The organism is Pseudomonas pudica, assembly GCF_015680405.1.
Classification (GTDB): Bacteria; Pseudomonadota; Gammaproteobacteria; order Pseudomonadales; family Pseudomonadaceae; genus Aquipseudomonas; species Aquipseudomonas pudica.
Map to the genome: position 1 here is coordinate 185,721 of NZ_JADLJS010000007.1, position 18,965 is coordinate 204,685.

The 18,965-nt window shown below is 64.1% G+C and carries 18 protein-coding genes; 11 read left to right on the forward strand and 7 right to left on the reverse strand.

All coding sequences use genetic code 11. The annotated features are described in order from the left end of the window. Positions 1–102 precede the first annotated feature (102 nt). The 4 genes from rpoH to ftsY all read right to left on the reverse strand — a co-directional run bounded on the left by rpoH (position 103) and on the right by ftsY (position 4,273). Complete coding sequence (rpoH, locus tag IRZ77_RS08180) at positions 103–957, reverse strand: RNA polymerase sigma factor RpoH (RefSeq protein WP_046613550.1); 855 nt, start codon at positions 955–957, stop codon at positions 103–105. A 111-nt stretch (positions 958–1,068) separates the two neighbouring features. Next, entirely contained in the window at positions 1,069–2,091 is a 1,023-nt protein-coding gene (ftsX, locus tag IRZ77_RS08185; RefSeq protein ID WP_046613551.1) for a permease-like cell division protein FtsX, read from the reverse strand. Then, entirely contained in the window at positions 2,088–2,759 is a 672-nt protein-coding gene (gene ftsE / locus IRZ77_RS08190; RefSeq protein WP_013974630.1) for a cell division ATP-binding protein FtsE, read from the reverse strand. The genes ftsX and ftsE overlap by 4 nt, the downstream gene beginning before the upstream one ends. Before the next feature lie 2 nt (positions 2,760–2,761). Further along, positions 2,762–4,273 carry a signal recognition particle-docking protein FtsY gene (ftsY, locus tag IRZ77_RS08195; protein ID WP_196173227.1) on the reverse strand — a complete coding sequence of 504 codons (1,512 nt, stop codon included), beginning with the start codon at positions 4,271–4,273 and terminating at the stop codon, positions 2,762–2,764. A 230-nt stretch (positions 4,274–4,503) separates the two neighbouring features. On the opposite strand from ftsY, the gene IRZ77_RS08200 reads away from it, so the two are divergent. The 6 genes from IRZ77_RS08200 (at position 4,504) to IRZ77_RS08225 (ending at position 11,759) form a co-directional block, all read left to right on the forward strand. Beyond that, the gene (locus IRZ77_RS08200) at positions 4,504–5,859 is read left to right on the forward strand and encodes a M16 family metallopeptidase (RefSeq protein WP_196173228.1); all 1,356 of its coding nucleotides are present in this window, start codon (positions 4,504–4,506) and stop codon (positions 5,857–5,859) included. Then, positions 5,852–7,342 carry a M16 family metallopeptidase gene (locus tag IRZ77_RS08205; RefSeq protein WP_196173229.1) on the forward strand — a complete coding sequence of 497 codons (1,491 nt, stop codon included), beginning with the start codon at positions 5,852–5,854 and terminating at the stop codon, positions 7,340–7,342. Before IRZ77_RS08200 ends, IRZ77_RS08205 begins: the two co-directional genes overlap by 8 nt. Beyond that, positions 7,342–7,944 carry a 16S rRNA (guanine(966)-N(2))-methyltransferase RsmD gene (gene rsmD / locus IRZ77_RS08210; RefSeq protein WP_046613555.1) on the forward strand — a complete coding sequence of 201 codons (603 nt, stop codon included), beginning with the start codon at positions 7,342–7,344 and terminating at the stop codon, positions 7,942–7,944. Before IRZ77_RS08205 ends, rsmD begins: the two co-directional genes overlap by 1 nt. Before the next feature lie 94 nt (positions 7,945–8,038). Then, positions 8,039–9,340 carry a M16 family metallopeptidase gene (locus tag IRZ77_RS08215; RefSeq protein WP_196173230.1) on the forward strand — a complete coding sequence of 434 codons (1,302 nt, stop codon included), beginning with the start codon at positions 8,039–8,041 and terminating at the stop codon, positions 9,338–9,340. Further along, positions 9,333–10,706 (forward strand): M16 family metallopeptidase, encoded by a 1,374-nt coding sequence (locus IRZ77_RS08220; protein ID WP_408003928.1) that lies wholly within the window; start codon positions 9,333–9,335, stop codon positions 10,704–10,706. The genes IRZ77_RS08215 and IRZ77_RS08220 overlap by 8 nt, the downstream gene beginning before the upstream one ends. 60 nt (positions 10,707–10,766) lie before the next feature. Then, positions 10,767–11,759, forward strand: a complete 993-nt coding sequence (locus IRZ77_RS08225; RefSeq protein ID WP_153671392.1) for a hydrolase — start codon at positions 10,767–10,769, stop codon at positions 11,757–11,759. A 64-nt stretch (positions 11,760–11,823) separates the two neighbouring features. On the opposite strand, the gene IRZ77_RS08230 is transcribed toward IRZ77_RS08225, so the two are convergent. Next, on the reverse strand, positions 11,824–12,678 hold the full coding sequence (locus IRZ77_RS08230; RefSeq protein ID WP_046613558.1) for a sulfurtransferase: 855 nt from the start codon (positions 12,676–12,678) through the stop codon (positions 11,824–11,826). A 47-nt stretch (positions 12,679–12,725) separates the two neighbouring features. Next, a complete protein-coding gene (locus IRZ77_RS08235; protein WP_025340981.1) occupies positions 12,726–13,391 on the reverse strand; it encodes a TetR/AcrR family transcriptional regulator in 666 nt (221 codons plus the stop codon). Between the two features lie 151 nt (positions 13,392–13,542). On the opposite strand from IRZ77_RS08235, the gene IRZ77_RS08240 reads away from it, so the two are divergent. The 5 genes from IRZ77_RS08240 (at position 13,543) to IRZ77_RS08260 (ending at position 18,040) form a co-directional block, all read left to right on the forward strand. Further along, complete coding sequence (locus tag IRZ77_RS08240; RefSeq protein WP_153671393.1) at positions 13,543–14,973, forward strand: coniferyl aldehyde dehydrogenase; 1,431 nt, start codon at positions 13,543–13,545, stop codon at positions 14,971–14,973. Between the two features lie 10 nt (positions 14,974–14,983). Next, positions 14,984–15,469, forward strand: coding sequence for a twin-arginine translocation pathway signal protein (locus tag IRZ77_RS08245; protein ID WP_108480266.1), 486 nt, complete (start codon positions 14,984–14,986; stop codon positions 15,467–15,469). Positions 15,470–15,489: 20 nt separating this feature from the next. Then, entirely contained in the window at positions 15,490–17,088 is a 1,599-nt protein-coding gene (locus tag IRZ77_RS08250; protein ID WP_108480265.1) for a GMC family oxidoreductase, read from the forward strand. A gap of 112 nt (positions 17,089–17,200) precedes the next feature. Then, a complete protein-coding gene (gene coaD / locus IRZ77_RS08255; RefSeq protein WP_014861498.1) occupies positions 17,201–17,680 on the forward strand; it encodes a pantetheine-phosphate adenylyltransferase in 480 nt (159 codons plus the stop codon). Between the two features lie 108 nt (positions 17,681–17,788). Continuing rightward, a complete protein-coding gene (locus tag IRZ77_RS08260) occupies positions 17,789–18,040 on the forward strand; it encodes a YfhL family 4Fe-4S dicluster ferredoxin (RefSeq protein ID WP_013974644.1) in 252 nt (83 codons plus the stop codon). A 111-nt stretch (positions 18,041–18,151) separates the two neighbouring features. Here IRZ77_RS08260 and mutM read toward each other — a convergent pair whose 3' ends face one another. Further along, complete coding sequence (gene mutM / locus IRZ77_RS08265; RefSeq protein ID WP_108480264.1) at positions 18,152–18,964, reverse strand: bifunctional DNA-formamidopyrimidine glycosylase/DNA-(apurinic or apyrimidinic site) lyase; 813 nt, start codon at positions 18,962–18,964, stop codon at positions 18,152–18,154. Position 18,965 lies beyond the last annotated feature (1 nt).

The window sequence follows — 18,965 nt, forward strand, 5'->3', positions numbered from 1 at the left end:
GTGTCGCGAAAGGGCCGCAAAGCGGCCCCAAAATCTCCCAGCCAATAAAAAAGCCGCTCACCCTATCCGGGCCAGCGGCTTTTCCTTGCAGCCAGGGCTCGATCAGGCCGCGATCAGCGCCTTGACCTTGTTCATCGCATTCTTCTCAAGCTGGCGAATCCGCTCAGCCGAAACGTTGTACTTGTCCGCCAGTTCGTGCAACGTGGCCTTCTCCTCTGCCAACCAGCGCTGGTAGAGAATGTCGCGGCTACGTTCGTCCAGCCCTTGCAGTGCTTCGTGCAGGTTGCTGGTGGAGTTGTCGCTCCAGTCGGCATCCTCAAGCTGCACCGCCGGATCGTAGCGGTGGTCTTCCAGGTAATGCGCAGGCGACTGGAAGGCACTGTCGTCGTCAGCTTCCGCTGCCGGGTCGAAGGCCATGTCCTGGCCGCTGAGGCGGCTTTCCATCTCGCGCACTTCACGCGGCTCCACGCCCAGGCTTTCCGCCACGCGGTGCACTTCGTCGTTGTTCAGCCAGGCCAGACGCTTCTTCTGGCTGCGAAGGTTGAAGAACAGCTTGCGCTGGGCCTTGGTGGTGGCCACCTTGACGATGCGCCAGTTGCGCAGGATGAACTCGTGGATCTCTGCCTTGATCCAGTGCACGGCGAACGACACCAGGCGCACGCCCATTTCAGGGTTGAAGCGCTTGACGGCTTTCATCAGGCCGACGTTGCCTTCCTGGATCAGGTCGGCCTGGGCCAGCCCGTAGCCGGCATAGCTACGAGCGATATGTACGACGAAACGCAGGTGGGCCATCACCATTTGACGAGCGGCCTCGACATCCTGCTCATAATAGAGACGCTCGCCCAGATCACGCTCCTGCTCGACAGTCAGCAGCGGAATGCTGTTGACCGTGTGCACGTAGGCTTCCAGGTTTGCACCGGGTACCAGGGCATAGGCAGGTTGCAACGATGTGGTCATTCAAGAACCTCCGACTTACAGAACTCACGCCTTGTGGGCGCTGCCAACATTGACCTGGAACGACGGTACAAGTTCCATAGTGAAGAATTTGTCAATGCTGGCACGTAAAAACTATCGCGGCGCCAGCTCGTTCAGATGGCGGGCCACTGCGATCCATGCACCGATATACCCCAACAGCACCGCTCCGATCAAGAGCGACAGACCATCGGACGCCGGCACCCCGCCCAGGGCGAAGTCGCTGCCGTACAGCCCGGACAGCCCTACCACCGCCTCGTTCAGCCAGTTCAGGCCAAACGCCAGTATGCCCCATGCGATCACACCTGCGCCCAGGCCATACAGTGCGCCCATATAGAGGAAAGGCCGCCGTACGTAGGCGTCTGTGCCACCGACCAGCTTGATCACTTCGATCTCGGTACGGCGGTTTTCAATATGTAGACGAATTGTGTTACCGATTACTAACAGCAGGGCAGATATCAGCATCACGGCCAGGCCGAAGACGAAGCGGTCACCCAGCTTGAGAATGGCCGCCAGGCGCTCGACCCAAACCAGGTCGAGTTGCGCAACTTCCACCCGTGGCAGCTCCGACAGGCGCTGACGCAAGGCTTCCAGGGCCGGTTTGTCAACTTCGGTAGGGGTCACCACAACCACGCCAGGCAGCGGGTTGTCAGGAAGTTCACGCAGGGCTTCGCCCAGGCCGGACTGCTGCTGGAACTCCTCCAGCGCCTGCTCGCGGCTGACATACTGCGCGTCGGCCACGCCGGGCATGCCCTTGATCTCGTCGCGTAGCGCCTCGCCTTCGCGGCTGCTGGCATCAAGCTTGAGGTACAGCGAAATCTGCGCGGCGCGCTGCCACGAGCCGCCAAGCTTCTCGACGTTCTTCAGCAGCAACGACAGGCCCATGGGCATGCTCAGCGCCACCGCCATCACCAGGCAGGTGAAAAAGCTGCCGATCGGCTGCTTGCCCAGCCGGCGCAGGCTGTCAGCCAAGCTGGCACGGTGGCTTTCCAGCCAGGCATGCAGCAGCGTGCGGAAATCCGGGCCGTCATCGTCGTCGTGCTTTTTCTTCGCCGGTTGCGGGTCGGCCGGCTTCGGCGCAACCCGCTCGGAAACCTTTGGCGTACGTGTAGTGCTCATTGCCCGGCCTCCCCATCGCCGATCAAGCGGCCGCGCTGCAAGGTCAGCATGCGGTGGCGCATGCGCGCAATCAGTGCCAGGTCGTGGCTGGCGATCAATACCGTGGTACCCAGGCGGTTGATGTCCTCGAACACCCCCATGATCTCCGCGGCCAGGCGCGGGTCGAGGTTACCGGTGGGTTCGTCGGCCAGCAGCAGGGCTGGCTGGTGGACGATGGCGCGGGCGATGCCCACCCGCTGCTGCTGCCCGGTGGACAGATCGGCAGGAAACAGCTCGCCCTTGTCGGCCAGCGACACACGCTCCAGCGCCGAGTCCACGCGCTTGGCAACCTCGGCCTTGGACAGGCCGAGAATCTGCAGCGGCAAGGCAATGTTGTTGAACACGGTACGGTCGAACAACAGCTGGTGATTCTGGAACACCACGCCGATCTGCCGGCGCAGGAATGGAATCTGCGAATTGCTGATCTGGCCCAGGTCCTGTCCGGCCAGCATCAGCTTGCCGCTGGTCGGGCGTTCCATGGCCAGCAGCAGGCGCAGCAAGGTGCTCTTGCCCGCGCCCGAGTGGCCGGTGACGAACAGGAATTCGCCCCGGCGCGCCCGGAAACTCAGCTCATGCAAACCCACATGACCATTGGGATAGCGCTTGGCAACCTGTTCGAATCGGATCATGTTCAGTCTCGCTCGGCGAACAGAGCCTTGACGAACGGCTCGGCTTCGAAGGTACGCAGGTCGTCGATGCCTTCACCGACACCGATGAAGCGGATCGGCAGCTTGAACTGCTTGGCCAGGGCAAAGATCACCCCGCCCTTGGCAGTGCCGTCCAGCTTGGTCAGGGCCAGGCCGGTCAGTTCGACGCTCTGGTTGAAGTACTTGGCCTGGCTGATGGCATTCTGGCCGGTGCCAGCATCGAGTACCAGCAGCACTTCGTGCGGCGCCTCGGCGTCGAGCTTGCCGATGACCCGGCGGACCTTCTTCAGCTCTTCCATCAGGTTGTCTTTGGTGTGCAGACGGCCAGCGGTGTCGGCGATCAGCACATCGACACCACGAGCCTTGGCGGCCTGTACGGCATCGAAGATCACCGAAGCGGAGTCGGCGCCGGTGTGCTGGGCGATCACCGGGATCTGGTTACGCTCGCCCCACACCTGCAGCTGCTCGACCGCAGCAGCACGGAAGGTGTCGCCAGCAGCCAGCATCACTTTCTTGCCTTCGAGCTGCAGCTTCTTGGCCAGTTTGCCAATGGTGGTGGTCTTGCCGGCGCCGTTCACACCGACCACCAGGATCACATAGGGCTTGTTCTGCGCCTGTACCACCAGCGGCTGCTCGACCGGGCGCAGCAGCGCAGCCAGTTCTTCCTGCAACGACTTGTACAGGGCATCGGCGTCGGCCAGCTGCTTGCGGGCAACCTTCTGGGTAAGGTTCTGGACGATGGTCGAAGTGGCTTCCACGCCAACGTCGGCAGTCAGCAGGCGGGTTTCGATCTCGTCGAGCAGGTCGTCGTCGATGACCTTCTTGCCCAGGAACAGGCTGGCCATGCCCTCGCCGATGCTGGCGCTGGTCTTCGACAGGCCCTGCTTGAGGCGGGCGAAGAAGCCGGGCTTGGCCTGCTCGGTCTGTGCGGCGACCGGGGCTGCAGCCACAGGGGCAGCAGGCTCTGGCGCTGGGCGCTCCGGGATGGCGGGCGGCGCTTTGGGCTCCAGATCCGGCACCAGGGCCACGGGCTCTTCGGCAACCGGCAGCACCAGGTTGCTGACAGGTGCGGCCGATTCGACGACCGGGGCTGGCTCGACCGGCACCGCCTGCAAGGGCATTGACGCGACCGGCTGCGGTGCAGGTGCCACCAGCGGCGGGGACGCGACCGGCTCGGGTTCAGGGGCCTGCAACGGTTGGGAAGCAACCGGTTCGGGGACAGGGGCCTCGACCACCGGGGATTGGACGGGTGCGGCGACCTGCTGCGGTTCTGTCAGCTGCGGAGCCGCAGGGGCCTGAACCGGTTCAGGGGCCTGTGGCACTTCGGCGGTAGAACCCTCGACCGGAGCGGCTGCAGGCTGCTCGACGGCTGGGGGTTCATCCGCGGGCACTTCCGTTGCCACAGGTTGCTGCGGTTTCTTGCGAAACCAGCTGAACAGGCCTTTCTTCTCACCAGCCTCGGCTGGCGCTTTTTTGTCGTCGTTGGAACCAAACATGGAAGACGGCTATCTCAGGGTAGCGATGGGCCAGCTATGGCGCATCGGGAATTCTCTCTACGCAGAACAGACTATCTTGAAGCCGGCTGGTTCATGCGCAACGTTTTGTCTTAGTGTCCTGCGGGCCAGAACGGCGACAGGCATGGTCGCCAGGCAACCGGATCAGTATCCTAGCACCTCCTGGCCCGCCGACGCTAAACCAGCGGGCCGCCGAACAGGTTAAACACCGTATGAATGCTCTAGCCCGCCGCGCCGCTGGCCTGTTGCTCGGCACGCTCTGCCTGCCGCTCGCGGCTTTCGCCGCCGATGTGCAACCCACCCACGAATTCATCCTCGACAACGGCCTGAAAGTAGTCGTGCGCGAGGACCACCGCGCCCCGGTTGTGGTCTCGCAGATCTGGTACAAGGTTGGCTCAAGCTACGAAACCCCTGGCCAGACCGGCTTGTCCCACGCGCTGGAACACATGATGTTCAAGGGCAGCGCCAAGGTCGGCCCTGGCGAGGCCTCACGTATCCTGCGTGACATTGGCGCCGAAGAAAACGCTTTCACCAGCGACGACTACACCGCCTATTACCAGGTACTGGCCCGCGACCGCCTGCCAGTGGCCCTGGAACTGGAGGCCGACCGCCTGGCCAGCCTGCGCCTGCCCGCCGACGAGTTCAGCCGCGAAATCGAGGTAATCAAGGAAGAACGCCGCCTGCGCACCGACGACCAGCCCAACGCCAAGGCGTTCGAGCTGTTCCGCGCCATGGCCTACCCGGCCAGCGGCTACCACACCCCGACCATCGGCTGGATGGCCGACCTGGAGCGCATGAAGGTCGAGGAACTGCGCCACTGGTACGAATCCTGGTACGCCCCCAACAATGCCACCCTGGTGGTGGTCGGCGATGTCACCGCCGATGAGGTCAAAGGCCTGGCGCAAAAGTACTTCGGCAGCATCCCCAAACGTGCCGTGCCGCCGGCCAAGTTGCCGCTCGAACTGGCCGAACCAGGCCAGCGCCAGCTGACCCTGCACGTGCGCACCCAGTTACCGAGCCTGATCTACGGTTTCAACGTACCTGGCCTGTCCACTGCCAAGGAACCGCGTACGGTGCATGCCCTGCGCCTGATCTCGGCGCTGCTCGACGGCGGCTACAGCGCTCGCATGCCGGCACGCCTGGAACGTGGCCAGGAGCTGGTGGCCGGTGCTTCGTCCAGCTACAACGCCTTCACCCGCGGCGACAGCCTGTTCCTGATCTCGGCCACGCCGAACGTGCAGAAGCAGAAATCCCTCGCCGATGTCGAGAAAGGCGTCTGGCAGCTGCTGGATGAACTCAAGATCACCCCTCCAAGCGCCGAAGAGCTGGAGCGCGTACGCGCCCAGGTCATTGCCGGCCTGGTCTACGACCGCGATTCCATCAGCAGCCAGGCCACCACCATCGGCCAGCTGGAAACCGTAGGCCTTTCCTGGAAGCTGATCGACAGCGAGCTGGACGAACTCAAGCGCGTTACCCCGCAGGACATCCAGAACGCCGCGCGCACCTACTTCACCCGCGAACGCCTGAGCGTTGCCCATGTATTGCCCGAGGAGTCCGCTCATGAGTGATCGCCGCGCACCACGCCCAACCCTGCTGGCCACGGGCATTCGCGCCCTGGCGCTGGCAGCGGTGCTGGCCGCCCCGGCCATGGCCGACAACGCCGCCAAGGCCGATACCAACGCGGCACGCCCGGCCAACACCTTGCAGTCTCTGGCCGAGCTGGATGGCAAGGCGCCCAGCCGGCGCCAGTTGAACATCCAGCACTGGAACACCGCTGAAGGCGCCCGGGTATTGTTCGTCGAGGCCCGCGAACTGCCGATGTTCGACCTGCGCGTCACCTTCGCTGCCGGCAGCAGCCAGGATGGCGGCACGCCAGGCCTGGCCGCCCTGACCAACGCCATGCTCAACGAGGGCGTGGCCGGCAAGGACGTGACTGCCATCGCCGCAGGCTTCGAGGGCCTGGGCGCCGACTTTGGCAACGGTTCCTATCGCGATATGGCCGTGGCCTCGCTACGCAGCCTCAGCGCCAAGGACAAGCGCGAGCCAGCACTCAAGCTGTTCACCGAGGTGACCGGCAAGCCTACCTTCCCCGAGGACGCCTTCAAGCGCATCAAGAACCAGATGCTGGCCGGCTTCGAATACGAGAAGCAGAACCCCGGCAAGGTCGCCAGCAAGGCGTTGTTCGCCAACCTCTACGGCGACCACCCCTACGCACACCCGAGCGATGGCACCGCCGAGAGTATCAATGCCATCAGCCTGGCACAGCTGCGCGCTTTCCATACCAAGGCCTACACTGGCGGCAATGCGGTCATTGCCCTGGTTGGCGACCTCAGCCGTAGCGAGGCCGAAGGCATAGCTGCCCAGGTATCCGCCGGCCTGCCCAAGGGCCCGGCACTGGCAGCACCGGCACAACCCGCTGAAACCTACCCGAGCCTCAACCACATCGATTTTCCGTCGTCACAGACTCACCTGATGCTCGCCGCATTAGGTATCGACCGCCAGGATCCGGATTGGCCAGCGCTGTCGCTGGGCAACCAGATTCTCGGTGGTGGCGCCTTTGGTACCCGATTGATGAGCGAGGTGCGCGAGAAGCGCGGCTTGACCTACGGCGTGTACTCGGCATTCAGCCCGATGCAGGTACGGGGCCCGTTCATGATCAACCTGCAAACCCGTGCCGAGCTGAGCGAAGGCACCCTCAAGCTGGTGCAGGAAATTCTCGCCGACTACCTCAACACCGGCCCTACCCAGCAAGAACTGGACGACGCCAAGCGCGAGTTGGCCGGGAGTTTCCCACTGTCCAATGCAAGCAATGCGAGCATCGTCGGCCAACTGGGCGCCATCGGTTTCTACAACCTGCCACTGACCTGGCTGGAGGACTTCATGCAGCAGTCCCAGGCACTCACGGTCGAGCAGGTCAAGGCAGCCATGAACAAACACCTGTCAGCGGATAAACTGGTGATGGTCACCGTGGGCCCGAAAGTGCCACAGAAGCCGCTGCCTGCCCCCACTGACAAGCCCTCCGAGCAGCCGCTCGGGGTACCGGAGCACTAATGCCAAGATCCACCCCTCCCTCCCGCCCGCAACCGGGCCAAAGCAAGGGCCAGGGCCACCTGCGCATCATCGCCGGCGAATGGCGCAGCCGCCGTCTGGCGGTGCCGGACGGCGAAGGCCTGCGGCCAACGCCCGACCGCGTGCGCGAAACCCTGTTCAACTGGCTGGCGCCCTATATCGAGGGCGCCCGCGTGCTGGACGCCTTTACCGGTAGCGGCGCCCTGGTGCTCGAAGCCCTGTCCCGCGGGGCCGAGGACGCCGTCGCGCTGGACAGCAACCCGGCGGCCATCGCCAACCTGAAGAACAACCTCGAGATCCTGCGCTGCCCGCGCGGGCAAATCCTGCAGACCGACGCCCTGCGCTATCTGCAAGGCCCGGCCAAGCACCAGTTCGACGTGGTATTCCTCGACCCGCCGTTCCACCAGAACCTGCTGGCCGAAACCTGCAACCTGCTGGAACAGAACCAGTGGCTGCGCGAACAGGCGTGGATCTATACCGAAAGCGAGGCGGCACCATCGGCTTTGCAGTTGCCGGGCAACTGGCGCCTGCATCGCGAGAAGAAGACCGGCCAGGTGCATTACGCACTTTGGCAACGGGGTTGACCCTATAACCCTGGGCTGCCGTATTTAGTTACCACAAACCTGCCGCCTTCATGGCTGAAGCTGCTCCTCCGATTCCTGCAGGAGCACTTCAACCATGACCAACCACCACGCCCCACCCGCGCCGGCAGGCTCGGTACACACCTTTACCCTTGCCAACGGCCTGCGCGTCTACCTGCGTGAAGACAACCGCGCACCGCTGGTCAGTGTACAGCTTTGGTACCACGTAGGCTCCAGCTACGAGCCCGAAGGCCACACCGGGCTGTCCCATGCCCTGGAGCATCTGCTGTTCGAAGGCAGCAGCAAACTGGCTCCTGGCCAGTATTCCGCACTCATGAGCCACTTGGGCGGTGACCCGAATGCCTATACCTACGCCGATGCAACGGTCTTTCCGCTGACATTGCCTCGCAACCGCCTGGAGATTGCACTGGAGGCCATGGCCGACGTCATGGCCAGTGCCACCCTGAGCGACGTGCCTTTTGCCCGTGAGTTGGCTGTCGTCATGGCTGAGCGACGCGAGGATATCGACAACAGCCCCTTGGCACTGGCACTTGAACATCACCAGTTGCTGGCCTATGGCGACAGCGGCTATGGCCCCCCAGTGACCGGGCACAAGACCGACCTCGGCCATATGACCCTGGCGGCGGCGCGCACTTGGTACCAGTCCTGGTACCACCCCAACAATGCCACGCTCGCCGTGGCCGGTGACATCGCGCTGGCCCAGCTACAAAAGCTGGTGACACGACACTTTGCAGCGATCCCCGCCAACCGCCTGCCAACACGGCAAATACCAACAATGCCCTCAGGGCAGGTTCGGCGCAGCCAGACCCTGCGCTGGCATGGCCTATACACCGGAGTGGTCGTCAGCTTCAACCTTCCCAGTCAATGCACTGCGCGCTCAAGTTCACAAGCCTACGCGCTGCGCCTACTGCCGGAGATCCTTGCTGAAGGCCACGCCAGTACGCTACAGCGCCTGTTGGTGGTAGACGCTCCGCTACTGCAAGGCCTGAGAGCGACCTATGAGCCTTGGCAGCGCGGTGACAGCCTGCTGACCCTCTACGCGTTCTGCAGCCCACAAGTTACACCGGAGGCTGCCGCAGAAAGGTTGATGCTGGAAATCGAAGCGTTCCGCCAGTCGGCCCCCTCCAAGGAAGACCTTGAACGCGCCAAGGCTCGCCTGCTGGCCAGGCAGCTGTTCGAAAGGGACGACATCGGCAAACAGGCAGAGGCCATCGGCAAACAGGCCGCCTGCGGCCTGGACCCTGTTGCCCTGGACGATGAGCGGCAAGCCATCGAAGCCGTGACAGCCGAGCAGGTAGGTCTGGTTGCGTTGGAGTTCCTGACTGAAGCCCGCGCGGCCATCACCTTCATGCACCACAAGGAGAGCACCGATGAATGACATGATCGAGCGCACGCCGCAGCAGGCTGCAGCCAACGGAAACTACAGTGGCTTGGTCTCGGCCCGGGGTGTTGACCTGGACCAGCTCGAACCCCTTCGGACACAGGTGCAGACGTGGACCACGAAGGCAGGCACAGGCGTGAAGTTCGTCGAAGCCCGCGGGTTGCCTATCGTCGATGTGGTTTTACGGTTCAAGGCCGGCACGACCCAGGACTCCTTGCAACCCGGCCTGGCAGCTTTGACGCTGTACATGCTCGACGAGGGCAGCCGGCGCTACACCGGTGCCCAGCAGGCGGAGCGCATGGAGCGCCTGGGCGCGATCATGGAAAAGCAGATACGCCTGGAGCACGCAACGCTGAGCCTGCGCAGCTTGAGCACGAAAACGATACTCGAGCCGGCCTTGGAAGTGTTTACCGACCTCGTGGCACAGCCTGCTTTCCCCGCGCCGGCACTGGAGAAGATCAAGCGTCAGCTCGTGCAGCACAACGTTTCACGTGAACGGCGCCCCAGCCTCCGGGCGCGCAGCGAGGCGTTTCGACATTTGTTCAAAGGCCATCCCTATGACAACCCGCTGGGCAGCACCATTCAAGGTGTGGACGCCGTCAGCCGTGAGCACTTGCGGGCATTCCACCAACGCGCCTACAGCGCCAGCAACCTGGAAATGGTGCTTGTCGGAGACCTGGCTCTGAGCGAGGCCCAAGCCATCGCGCAACAGATCAGCCAGGCTTTGCCGCAAGGCTGGTCCGCGGTCGACCTGCCAGCCGTCCCGGCAGCGACACCCGCAACCATCAACGTCGAACAGCCCGGTGCCAGCAGTGCTGTGCTGGTGGCACTGCCTATGAACGTCCCCGCCAATGACCCGGAATTCCAAGCCTTGGTCTTGGCCAGTGAAGTGCTGGGTTCAGGCCTCGAATCGCGTCTGATGGTGGAACTGCGCCAACGTCGCGGGCTGACCTACGGCATCTACAGCCATGCCTCGCCGTTGAGTTCCGGTGGGTTGTTCACAATCGAGTGGGAGGTCGCGCCACGCTACGTGCAAGCCACGCAAGAACTGGTAACAGCCGTGCTGCGCGATTTCATCGAGCACGGGCCAACCCAGGCCGAACTAAAGCTGGCACGCAAACAGCTGGCTGGGCAGTTGCTGCGTGGCATCGCGCAGAACAACAGCCTCGCAGCATTGCTTACGGAGATCACCCGGCAAAACCAACCAGAGGACCATCTGAACGGCTACATCGAACGCATCGAAAGGCTGAGCCCGGCGGATATTCGCGCGATAATGCAACGCCGGCTTGACCTGAACTACAAGGTGTTGGTCAGTGTCGGCCCACGTGTCGTCCAGCAGCAGCTGCCAGCCACCGACCAATAGCCCAGGTACAGTGGCGCTGTTTCATGGCACTCTAGGCAGGCACATCACGAGTTGCCCAGCATGCCCAGCACCAGCGCCACATTCCGCCCGGCCATCGGCCTGTCCAACCCCCACCTGCAAACCCTGTGGGGGCCACTGTGGCGCAAGCTGCCTGAATTGCAGCGCAACCGCGAGCGGCTTTGGCTGGCCGATGGCGACTTCATCGACCTGGACTGGCTCGGCCCGCACCAACCCCACGCGCCATTGGTGATGGTGCTGCACGGCTTGACCGGCTCGTCCCACTCGCCCTACGTCAAAGGCTTGCAGCAAGCGCTGCAAGGCCGCGGCTGGGCCAGCGTGGCGGTGAACTGGCGCGGTTGCTCGGGCGAGCCCAACCTGCTGCCACGCAGCTACCATTCCGGCGCCAGCGAAGACCTGGCCGAAATCGTCAGCCACCTGCGCGCCCAGCGCCCGTTGGCGCCGTTGTATGCGGTGGGTTATTCGCTGGGGGGCAATGTGCTACTGAAATACCTGGGCGAAAGCGGTGTCGCCAGCCAGTTGCAGGCTGCGGTGGCGGTGTCGGTGCCGTTTCGCCTGGACCACTGCGCCGACCGCATCGGCCAAGGCTTTTCAAAGGTGTACCAGGCGCATTTCATGCGCGAGATGCTGGCTTATGTGCAGCTCAAACAGCGGCACTTCCATGACAAGGGCCAGCATGAACGGCTGGCGACGCTGCAACGGCTGGGGCCGCTGGGCGGCCTGCGCACGTTCTGGGATTTTGACGGCAAGGTCACCGCACCACTGAACGGTTTTCGTGATGCGCACGACTACTACCGCCGCTCATCGAGCCATTTCTTCCTCGGCCAGAACCGCACACCGACGCTGATAATCCACTCCAGCGATGACCCTTTCGTCTCCGGCCACAGCCTGCCCGCGCCCCGCGAACTGGCACCGCAGACCCGCTTCGAACTGCACAGCCGCGGCGGCCATGTGGGCTTTGTCGATGGCAGCCTGCGCAACCCGGGGTATTACCTGGAGCGGCGGATTCCGCAGTGGCTGGTGGAGGGCACATAAGCGATTGTTTTGCAGGCCTCCTGTGGGAGCGGGCCTGGGCGATCTCCTACAGAATTTGACCGGCTTACTCGCCAGTGGCTACGCCATGCTGCGGATCGTTGATCCACTCACTCCACGACCCGGCATACAGCTTGCCCAGCGGGTACCCGGCCAACGCCAGGGCAAACAGGTTATGACATGCCGTCACCCCTGACCCGCAATACGCCACCAACTGCTCCGGCGCCCGCCCGGCCAGCATTTCGGCAAAGCGCTGTTTTAGCTGGTCCGGCGGCAGAAAACGCCCATCAGCCCCCAGGTTGTCCGTGAACGCCGCGCACTGCGCCCCGGGAATATGCCCCGCCACCGGGTCGATCGGCTCCACTTCACCACGGAAACGCGGCAAGGCACGCGCATCGATCAAGGTCAGGTCTGCGTTACCCAAGCGCTTGCCCAGGTGCTCGGCATCGATCAGCAGCTTGCCGTCCGGCTCACCGTTGAAGGTGCCTTCCCGCTTGAGCGGCGGGTCCAGGCTGAGCGGCAGGTGCGCCGCATGCCAGGCCTTCAGGCCACCGTCGAGGATCGCCACGCCGCTGCGCTTGCCCAGCCAGGCCAGCAGCCACCAGGCACGGGCAGCAAAAGCGCCAGGGCCGTCGTCGTACAGCACCACCTCGCTGTCATCGTCCAGGCCCCACTCACGCAGGCGCTCGACCAACCGGCGCGCATCCGGCAATGGGTGACGCCCGGTGCGTCCCTTGCTCACAGGCCCGCTGAGGTCACGCTCCAGGTCGGCAAAATGCGCCCCGGCAATATGCCCCTGGGCATAGCTGCGTTGGCCATAGTCCACATCCTCGAGGGCAAAGCGGCAGTCGAGGATCACCAACTTGGGCGAGCCCAGACGCTCGGCCAACTGCTGCGGGGTGATCAATTGCGCAAGGGGCATGACAATCTCCTGATCGATGGCACTATCGATAGCACTGAGGCCCTGGGTTAGTGCTCCAGGGCCTGGTTGAACGGTACATGGAATTCCTGGCACAGGGCGTCCACGGCATTGCGGGCGTTGTCGGTGACGAAGCCGAGCTCCAGCACCAGCACCTGGTAGACGCCGCGCTTGAAGGCTTCTTCACCCAGGTGCGCGGAATGCTCACGCGTGGTGCTGAGAAAACGTACCCAGGACGTCAACACGATCCAGGCATTGATGGTCAGCGATTCGATCTGCGCCGGTGCCATGGCCAGGATGCCTGCCTCGACAAAGCCGCGGTAGATCGCCTGGCCCTGGCGCAGGCAGCGCTCGGAAAAACGCCGATAACGGGCGGCCAGCTCCGGGTCGCTGTCCAGCAGGTGCTCCAGGTCGCGGTGCAGAAAACGGTAGTTCCACATCGCCGCCAGCAGGGCCTTGAGGTAGAAGCGCTTGTCCTCCACGGTCGCCGCGCGGCCTTGCGGCGGGCGCAGGAAGCTGTCCACCAGTTCTTCGTACTGGCTGAACAGCAAAGCGATGATCGCCTGCTTGTTGGGGAAGTGGTAATACAGGTTGCCGGGCGAAATTTCCATGTGCGCGGCAATGTGATTGGTACTGACGCTGCGTTCGCCCTGCTGGTTGAACAGCTCGAGGCTGTTCTGCACGATGCGCTCTCGGGTCTTCATGCGCGGGGCCATGCTCAGCTCCCAGTCTGCGGGCCTTCATCAAAGGGTCATCTTACGGCGTATTGGCGGTGGAATGCACCGCTCGACAACGCGGAAAAATTCGCACCATCGTACAAATTAGAGTATAGGCTCTAGTGATTCCCTGCCCGGACTCGAAGCCGCCATGAACTCGCCCAGTGCCTTGCCCCCTGTGCAATCCGACCTCGACCTTGCGGCGACGTTCGCCACCCAGCGCCAGGCCTTTGCCGGCAACCCCTTGCCAGCGGCGGCGCAGCGGCGCCAATGGCTGAAAAGCCTGCGGGAAGCCTTGCTGGCCGGCCAAGCCGAACTGATCGAGGCAATCGGCCAGGACTTTGAGGGGCGCAGCGCCGACGAGACCCTGCTGGCCGAGGTGCTGCCCTCGGTGCAAGGCCTGCGCCACGCCGAAAAGCACCTGCAGCGCTGGATGCGCGCCAGCCGGCGCAAGGTCGGCCTGGCCTTCCAGCCGGCCAGCGCGCAGGTGCACTACCAACCCCTGGGGGTGGTCGGCATCATCGTGCCGTGGAACTACCCGCTGTTCCTTGCCATCGGCCCGCTGACCTGTGCCCTGGCCGCCGGCAACCGGGTCATGCTCAAGCTCAGCGAAGCCACGCCTGCCACTGGTCTGGCACTCAAGCAACTGTTGGAGCAGGTGTTCCCCACCGATCTGGTCAGCGTGGTACTCGGCGAGGTCGAGGTAGGCCAGGCCTTTGCCCGCCTGCCGTTCGATCACCTGCTGTTCACCGGCGCCACCAGCGTGGGGCGCCAGGTAATGCTGGCTGCGGCGCATAACCTGACCCCCGTCACCCTGGAGCTGGGTGGCAAGTCGCCAGCCATCGTCTCGGCCGACGTACCGCTGGACAGCGCCGCCGAACGCATCGCATTCGGCAAGGCCCTCAACGCCGGCCAGACCTGCGTCGCCCCTGACTACGTGCTGGTGCCACGCGAGCGCCTGGAGGCCTTCAGCGACGCTTACCAGCGTGCCGTACGCAGGCTGTACCCGCGCATTACCGACAACCCCGACTACACCGCCATCATCAACCAGCGCCAGCTGCAGCGCTTGCAGCATCTACTGGACGATGCCCACGCCAAAGGTGCGCAGGTACTCGACCTGTACCCCGGTGAAACCCGCCAGGGCCGGCGCCTGCCACCCCACCTCCTACTGGGGGTGAACGACGGCATGCAGGTGATGCAAGAAGAAATCTTCGGCCCGCTACTGCCGCTGGTACCCTACGACAGCCTCGAGCAGGCACTGGCATACATCAACCAGCGCCCGCGCCCGCTGGCTCTGTACTACTTCGGCTATGACCGCGCCGCCCAGGAGCAGGTGCTGCGCCACACCCACTCCGGCGGAGTGTGCCTGAACGACACCCTGCTGCACGTGGCCCAGGATGACTTGCCGTTTGGCGGCATCGGCCCCTCAGGCATGGGCCATTACCATGGTCATGACGGCTTCCTGACCTTCAGCAAGGCCAAGGCGGTGCTGGCCAAGCAACGCTTCAACGCTGCCCGCCTGATCTACCCACCTTATGGCAAAGCCTTGCAGCGCTTGCTCTTCAAGCTTTTCATCCGCTGAGGGCCGGCCCATGCACCGCCGCGAACTGCTGCGCTTCAGCCTTGGCGCAAGCGTCTTTCTGGCGGGTACCAGCCTGGTCGGCTGCAGCGCACAGACAGCCGCAACGGGTTACCAGGTACTGCGCGACGACGACCTGCCGCTGCTGCGCGCGCTGATCCCGGTGGTACTGGCCGGCACCCAGGCCGCCGAGACACTAGTGCTGCATAGCCTCGACCACAAGCTGGCGGCGCTGTCACCAGAAATGCTCAAACTCACCCGGCAGTTGTTAGACGTCCTCAACCTACCGCTCACCCGCGGCCCCTTGACCGGTGTCTGGGGCGCCTGGGAGCAAGCCAGCGCCGCGCAGATCACAGCCTTCCTGCAACGTTGGCAGGACAGCTCGCTGAACCTGCTGCGCATGGGCCACGCCTCGCTGCTGCAGTTGCTGCAGATGGCCTGGTACGAACGCCCCGAATCCTGGGCCGCCTGCGGCTACCCCGGGCCACCGAAAATCTGAAAACAACAAGAGCAGCGCCAATGCCTGTACCCGACCCGTTTCGCCAAGGCCTGGAAAGCGGCTGGATCACCCATGACGCCTCGCGCCTGGAGCACGACCTCACGCTGGAAACCGACGTTGCCGTGATCGGCAGCGGTGCCGGTGGCGCTACCAGCGCGCAAATGCTCAGCACTGCCGGCCTCAAGGTGCTGCTGATCGAAGAAGGCCCGCTGAAGACCAGCAGCGATTTCCACCTGCTGGAAAACGAAGCCTATGCCAGCCTGTACCAGGAAGGCCTGGGCCGCATGAGCAAGGACGGTGCCATCACCATCCTGCAGGGCCGCGCCGTGGGCGGCACCACGCTGGTCAACTGGACCTCCAGCTTTCGCACGCCGCCACAGACCCTGGCGCATTGGGCCGCAGCCCACAACGTGAGCGGGCTGGGCGAGGAGCAAATGCGCCCCTGGTTCGAGCGCATCGAGCAGGAACTGGGCATCACCCCCTGGGCCCTGCCACCAAACGCCAACAACGACGTGCTGCGCCGTGGCTGCGAACAGCTGGGTTACCGCTGGGCGGTGATCCCGCGCAACGTGCGCGGCTGCTGGAACCTGGGCTACTGCGGCATGGGTTGCCCGGTGAATGCCAAGCAGTCGATGCTGGTAACGCGTATTCCCGCCACCCTCGAACAGGGCGGCGAGCTGCTGTACCTGGCTCGGGCCGAGCGCTTCGAACACAACGGCGAGCGCGTCCAGGGCCTGTCATGCCAGGCCCTGGATAGCCAGGGCATACACGCCACAGGTCGGCAGGTCCGCGTTCGCGCGCGTCACTACATCCTTGCCGGTGGCGGCATCAACAGCCCGGCCCTGCTGCTGCGTTCCGACGCGCCCGACCCCCATTGCCGCCTGGGCAAGCGTACCTTCCTGCACCTGGTCAACTTCAGCGCAGCACGCTTCAACGACCGTATCGACCCCTACTATGGCGCCCCGCAGTCCATCTACAGCGACCATTTCCAATGGCAAGGCGGCAGCGACGGCCCGGTTGGCTACAAGCTGGAAGTACCACCGCTGCACCCGGCCCTGGCCAGCACCCTGCTGGGCGGGCACGGCCACGAGAATGCCCGGCGCATGGCCGAACTGCCACATACCCACGTGATGCTGGCGCTGCTGCGTGACGGCTTCCACCCACAAAGCCAGGGCGGGGCCGTGGAGCTGCGCGGCGATGGCTCACCGGTGCTCGATTACCCGGTCACCGACTACCTGCGCGACGGCCTGCGCCGCGCCTACCGCAGCATGGCGCAGATCCAGTTCGCCGCCGGCGCCACCCAGGTCACCCCCCTGCACAGCGATGCCAGCGCCGCGTCCAGCCTGGAGCAGGCCTTGGCCATGATCGACAAATTGCGCCTGGAGCCGTTCCGCACGCGCCTGGGCAGCGCTCACGTGATGGGTGGCTGCGCCCTCGGCGACGACCCGAGCCAGGCGGTATGCGACAGCCTTGGCCGCCATCACCAGCTGGAAAACCTGTCGGTTCACGACGGTTCGCTGTTCCCCACCAGCATCGGCGCCAACCCGCAACTGTCGGTATATGCCATCAGCGCCAGGCTCACCGAAGCGCTGGTAGCCCGCCTGGCACACAGCGCATGACAAGGAACAGGCCCCCTGTCTATAGTGCCATCAGCCGGCCGCATGACTTGGCCGGGGCGCCGTCGCTGCGCTACCATCCGACTCCCCAACGCACTCCAGCCAGGATGACGCGATGAACCGAGTGTTGTACCCGGGTACTTTCGACCCCATTACCAAAGGCCATGGCGATCTGGTCGAGCGCGCCTCGCGGCTATTCGACCACGTGATCATCGCGGTGGCGGCCAGCCCCAAGAAAAACCCGCTGTTCCCGCTGGAACAACGGGTGGAGCTCGCCCGTGAGGTCACCAAGCACCTGCCCAATGTCGAAGTCATCGGCTTCTCCTCGCTGCTGGCGCATTTCGCCAAGGAACAGGGCGCCAACGTCTTCCTGCGTGGTCTGCGTGCGGTGTCCGACTTCGAGTACGAGTTCCAACTGGCGAACATGAACCGGCAACTGGCCCCCGATGTCGAGAGCCTGTTCCTCACGCCTTCGGAGCGCTATTCGTTCATTTCCTCGACCCTGGTCCGGGAAATTGCCGCGCTGGGCGGTGATATCAGCAAGTTCGTCCACCCGGTGGTGGCCGAGGCGCTGACCGAACGCTTCAAGAAATGACCTTTAACGGCTGATCATCGCGCCCGCGTGCACTGCGGGCGCGAATGCGGCACAATTGTGCCCACTGCGTTGAACATGCCCGGGCGCAGAGCCCCGGCCGGAGTCCCCATGTCCCTGATCATCACCGACGATTGCATCAACTGCGACGTCTGCGAACCCGAGTGCCCGAACGAGGCCATCTCTCAAGGCGAAGAGATCTACGTGATCGACCCTAACCTGTGCACCCAGTGCGTGGGCCATTACGACGAGCCGCAATGCCAGCAGGTCTGTCCGGTCGACTGCATCCCGCTGGACGAAGCGCACCCGGAAACCGAAGAAGAGCTGATGGCCAAGTACCGCCGGATTACTGGCAAGGCCTGATATCAGGCCAGCCCTCATCGCCGGCAAGCCAGCCTCCACAGAGAAATCATCGCCCTCGAGGGCTTTGCAGTACATGTGGGAGCTGGCTTGCCGGCGATCGGGCCCCAAGCCTCAGCGCTGGCAGCGCGGGCAATACACACTCGCCCTCTGCCCCAGCTTCACTTCGCGCAACTCAGTGCCGCACACCTTGCACGGCTGCCCGCCCCGCCCGTAAACGAACAATTCCTGCTGGAAGTACCCCGGCTGCCCGTCGCCACCGATGAAGTCGCGCAAGGTCGTGCCGCCCTGCTCGATGGCCGCCGCCAGCACGCGCTTGATCTCGATCGCCAGCTTCAGATAGCGCGCGCGGGAAATCCCGCCCGCTTCTCGACGAGGGTCGATGCCGGCGGCAAACAGCGCCTCGGTGGCGTAGATGTTGCCCACCCCCACCACGACCGCGTTGTCCATGATGAACGGCTTGACCGCCATCGACCGCCCACGGGACAGCTGGAACAGCCGCTCGCCGTCGAACAGGTCGGTCAGCGGTTCCGGCCCAAGGCGCAGCAGCAGTTCGTGGTTTAGCGGGTCCAGGCTCCACAACATCGCGCCAAAGCGGCGCGGGTCGGTGTAGCGCAGCATCAACCCCGACTCCAGCTCGATATCCACATGTTCATGTTTGGCCGCAGGCAAACCCAGCTGGACCAGGCGCAGGTTGCCCGACATGCCCAGGTGACTGATCAGGGTGCCGACCTCGGCATTGATCAACAGATACTTGGCACGCCGCTCGACACTGACGATGCGCTGCCCCGACAGTCGCACATCCAGGTCTTCCGGAATCGGCCAGCGCAGGCGCCGATCACGCACCACCACCCGGCTGACGCGCTGGCCTTCCAGATGGGGCGCAATACCGCGCCGGGTGGTTTCTACTTCTGGCAATTCCGGCATG